The organism is Stenotrophomonas sp. P5_B8, assembly GCF_054049855.1.
In genome coordinates, this window is sequence record NZ_JBFULO010000377.1 from 1 (window position 1) to 3,797 (window position 3,797).

A 3,797-nucleotide genomic window follows, 5' to 3' on the forward strand; every position below is an offset into this window, starting at 1 on the left:
CCACCGGCCGTTGGCCGATCCGGCGTTCACGATGCAGCTGGGCGACGCCAACCGGATCGCCGAGGCCACCGGGATCACCACCGTGGCCGATTTCCGCCGCCGCGATGTGGCTGCAGGCGGGCACGGCGCACCGCTGATGCCGGCCTTCCACCTGGCGATGCTGGGCACCACCGATGAGGATCGCGCGATTCTCAACTTGGGTGGCATCGGCAACCTGACCCTGATTCCCCGCGATGGCGTGCCACGCGGCTTCGACACCGGCCCGGCCAATGCACTGATGGATGCGTGGTGCCAGCGCCACCGGGGCGTGCCATTCGATGCGGACGGGGCGTTTGCGGCCAGTGGGACCTTCGACGAGGCGTTGCTGGCGCGTTGGCTGGCCGAGCCGTGGTTTGCGTTGCCGCCGCCGAAGAGTACCGGGCGCGAGCAGTTCCACCTGGACTGGGCCGAGCAGGCGCTGGGCGAAGGCGAGCTGGCGGCGGCCGATGTGCAGGCCACGCTGATGGAGCTCACGGCGGCGACGGTGGCCAACGCGTTGCTGGCGCACCTGCCCGAGGCGAAGCGGGTGCTGGTGTGCGGCGGTGGGGTGCGTAATTCACAGCTGCTGCGCCGGTTGGGCGCGCGGTTGCCGGGGGTGGTGATCCAATCCAGTGCGGTGCACGGGTTGGACCCGGATTATCTGGAGGCGATGGGGTTTGCGTGGCTRGCGCAGCGGACGCTGGACGGCTTGCCGGGGAATCTGCCGAGCGTGAGCGGGGCGCGGGGGCCGCGGATTCTGGGGGCGATACATCCGGCGTAGGGGAAGAGCAAGAGCAAGAGCARGAGCAAGAGCAAGAGCAGCCGAGCATGGCTCGGCTCTACCGGGGCAAGGGCAGCCGAGCCATGCTCGGCAACCGCGCGCAGCGCGGTGCTATCCGCGCCCGGCGATCCCTCTACCCTTGGGATGGTCGCCAGTGCCCTGCGCTACACCCCTTGGGCGTCCGGCAATGCCTGCAAYGCGGCGATGGCGTCGGCCAGGGCGTCCACTTCGGGATTCTGGAAGCCGCTGCGTACTTCGAGTTCGCTGGCGAACAGGCCCTGTTCGAGCAGCACCACGCAGGTGTGTTCACGGGTCCAGCCGCGTGCGACCGCCACGCGCCGGATGCGTTCGTTCAACAGCGGGTCCAGATCCCGCAGCAGCAGATCGACCATTGTTCTCCCCCGTCGGCAAGCACCGCCCCCACGGCACAACGGGGGTGATCATGGCCCAGCGCGGCGCGGCGGGCAACCTGGGTCAGGCTGGCGGGGCGTGTCGGCGCTGCTGACGGATCAACAAGGCACACAGGATCACCACCGGGATGCCGATCAATGCGGTGCCGGTGAAGAACAGCGCATACCCGTCCAGCAGGGTGCGGCCCTGGGCCAACGATTGCACCGCCCAACCGGACAGCCCTTTCAATGCCTTGCCGGGCATCGCATAGAACGAGCTCAGCAAGGCGTACTGGGTGGCGGTGTAGCCGATGCTGGTCAGGCTGGACATGTAGGCGATCAACGCCGTGCCGGCGAAGCCGCCGGAGATGTTGTCGATGGCCATGGCGATGGCGAAGCTGGTCGGGTCCGGGCCGACATAGGCCAGCCAGGCAAAGGCGAGGTTGGACGCCGGGCCAAGCACCGCGCCGACCAGCAACGTGGCGAGCACGCCCCAGCGCACCGACACCAGGCCGGCCGCGGCGATGCCGATGAAGGTGGCCACCAGCCCGACCGAGCCGCGCACCGCGCCGACGGTCTCTTCGGCCAGGCCCAGATCCACGTAGAACGGATTGGCCATCGGACCCATGATGAAATCGGCCATGCGATAGACGCTGATGGCCAGCAGGATCAGGATCGCGCCGCTGCGGTGTTCGCGCACGAAGGCGACGAACGGCCCTACCAGTGCATCGAACAGGCCGCGTGGCGTCCACAGCGGGGCGGCCTGGGTCTGCACGGCCAGCTGCGCGCGCGCCGGCTCCCGGGCCATCACCACCGCCACCACGCCGAGTGCCATCAGGCCGGCCATGATTTCGTAGGACATCTGCCAGCCCACCCGCGCGGCGATCAGCAGGATCAGCGCATCGGTGACCAGCAGCGCGGTGCGATAGCCCAGCGCGGCCGAGGAGGTCAGCAGGCCGAGCTGTTCACTGTTCTCGGCGATTTCGATGCGCCAGGCATCGATGACGATGTCCTGGGTGGCCGAGGCGAAGGCCACCACGGTGGCCATCACCCCGAACACCACCAGGTGCTCCCAGGCGATGCCCAGGAAGACGAAATGGCCGCCCTTGGGCTGGACCAGCGCCATGCCCACCAGCGCCACGGCCACCACCAGCTGGGACAACAGCATCCAGCCACGGCGGCGGCCGAAGCGCCCCAGCAGCGGCGCGTTGACCTTGTCCACCAGTGGGGCCCAGAGGAACTTCATCGAGTAGGCCAGGCCCACCCACGACAGGAAGCCGATGGTGGTCAGCTCGATGCCTTCCTTGCGCATCCAGAAGCCGAGCGTGTTGCCGACCAGGTAGATCGGCAGGCCGGAACTGAAGCCCAGCAGCAGCATGGCCAGCACCTTGCGCTGGCGCAGGTTGGTCAGCACCCGCTGCCACGGGCGACGCGGCTTGACGACCGCTTCGGTCATGGGGCGTAGTCCACCGTGAACGGGGCATGGTCGGAGAAACGCTCATCGCGGTAGACCGCGCAGCTGCGCAGGCGATCGCGCRGGCCAGGACTGACGAACTGGTAGTCGATGCGCCAGCCGACGTTGTTGGCCCGGGCCGCGCCGCGGTTGCTCCACCAGGTGTAATCCTGGCCTTCGGGATGCAGCAGGCGGTAGGCGTCGGTCCAGCCCTGGCCGGCGGCGATGTCCAGCGCTTGGCCGGCGTCGGCGCACTGGCCGTTGAGCCAGTCGCGCTCGGGCGGCAGGCAGCCGGAGTTTTTCTGGTTGGACTTCCAGTTCTTGATGTCCAGCGCCGAGCGCACGATGTTCCAGTCGCCGCACAGCACGTAGTCGCGGCCACTGGCCAGCCACTCCGCCAGGATCGGGCGCAGCCACTCCATCACTTCGTACTTGAAACCCTGGCGCAGGTCGCCCGAACTCCCCGACGGAATATAGAAGGAGACCACGCTGAGGTTGCCGTAGCGGGCCTCGATGTAGCGGCCTTCATCGTCGAACGGGGCCCAGYCCAGCGAGGTGATGACCTGGTCGGGCTCGCGCTTGCTGTAGATGGCCACGCCGCTGTAGCCCTTCTTGGTGATGGCGTCGCGGTAGAAGCAGTGGTGGCCGTCCGGACGGAACATCGGGTCGGTCAGCTGGTCTTCCTGGGCCTTGGTTTCCTGGATGCAGAGCACGTCGGCGTCCTGGGCGCGGAACCAGTCGAGGAAGCCTTTGGTGGCGGCGGAACGGATGCCGTTGGCGTTGAAACTGATGATGCGCATGCTGACCCGGGTCTGGAGCGGTAACCGGGAAAGCATACCGGGAAGACCCCGCCACGGCTCGCCGGGATGCGCCGTCGGTGCCAGCCGTTGGGGAGGACCGGGAAATGCTGCGCGGCGCGGGAGAAGGCGGTCTGAGGGCGAAAAAAGCGCCCATGCATTAGGATTTGCGGTCCAAATGAATTGAATAGAGTCCTGATGAGCGACCATCGCCACCGTTTCCTGCAACTGGCCCTGACCGCCGACGCCCTGCGTTTTGGCCAGTTCACCCTCAAGTCGGGCCGCCTGAGCCCCTATTTCTTCAATGCCGGCCGCTTCGATTCGGGCGCGCGCATGGTCCAGCTGGCCGCCTGCTACGC

General features: G+C 67.7%; 4 protein-coding genes and 1 pseudogene. 2 read left to right on the top strand and 3 right to left on the bottom strand.

The window, feature by feature from the left end:
• A partial coding sequence (locus ACXJKH_RS16640; RefSeq protein ID WP_457320964.1) for an anhydro-N-acetylmuramic acid kinase occupies window positions 1–799 on the top strand: 799 nt, incomplete at its 5' end.
• A gap of 164 nt (window positions 800–963) precedes the next feature.
• Here the strand turns inward: ACXJKH_RS16640 and ACXJKH_RS16645 are convergent.
• The 3 genes from ACXJKH_RS16645 to ACXJKH_RS16655 form a co-directional block, all read right to left on the bottom strand.
• On the bottom strand, window positions 964–1,191 hold the full coding sequence (locus ACXJKH_RS16645; RefSeq protein WP_256777512.1) for a hypothetical protein: 228 nt from the start codon (window positions 1,189–1,191) through the stop codon (window positions 964–966).
• An 82-nt stretch (window positions 1,192–1,273) separates the two neighbouring features.
• Window positions 1,274–2,644 carry an AmpG family muropeptide MFS transporter gene (locus ACXJKH_RS16650; protein WP_457320967.1) on the bottom strand — a complete coding sequence of 457 codons (1,371 nt, stop codon included), beginning with the start codon at window positions 2,642–2,644 and terminating at the stop codon, window positions 1,274–1,276.
• A complete protein-coding gene (locus tag ACXJKH_RS16655) occupies window positions 2,641–3,441 on the bottom strand; it encodes an exodeoxyribonuclease III (protein WP_457320969.1) in 801 nt (266 codons plus the stop codon). The genes ACXJKH_RS16650 and ACXJKH_RS16655 overlap by 4 nt, the downstream gene beginning before the upstream one ends.
• Window positions 3,442–3,636: 195 nt before the next feature.
• Between ACXJKH_RS16655 and pyrE the strand changes: the two are divergent.
• Window positions 3,637–3,797, top strand: a pseudogene (gene pyrE, locus ACXJKH_RS16660) (orotate phosphoribosyltransferase); the annotation flags it as partial.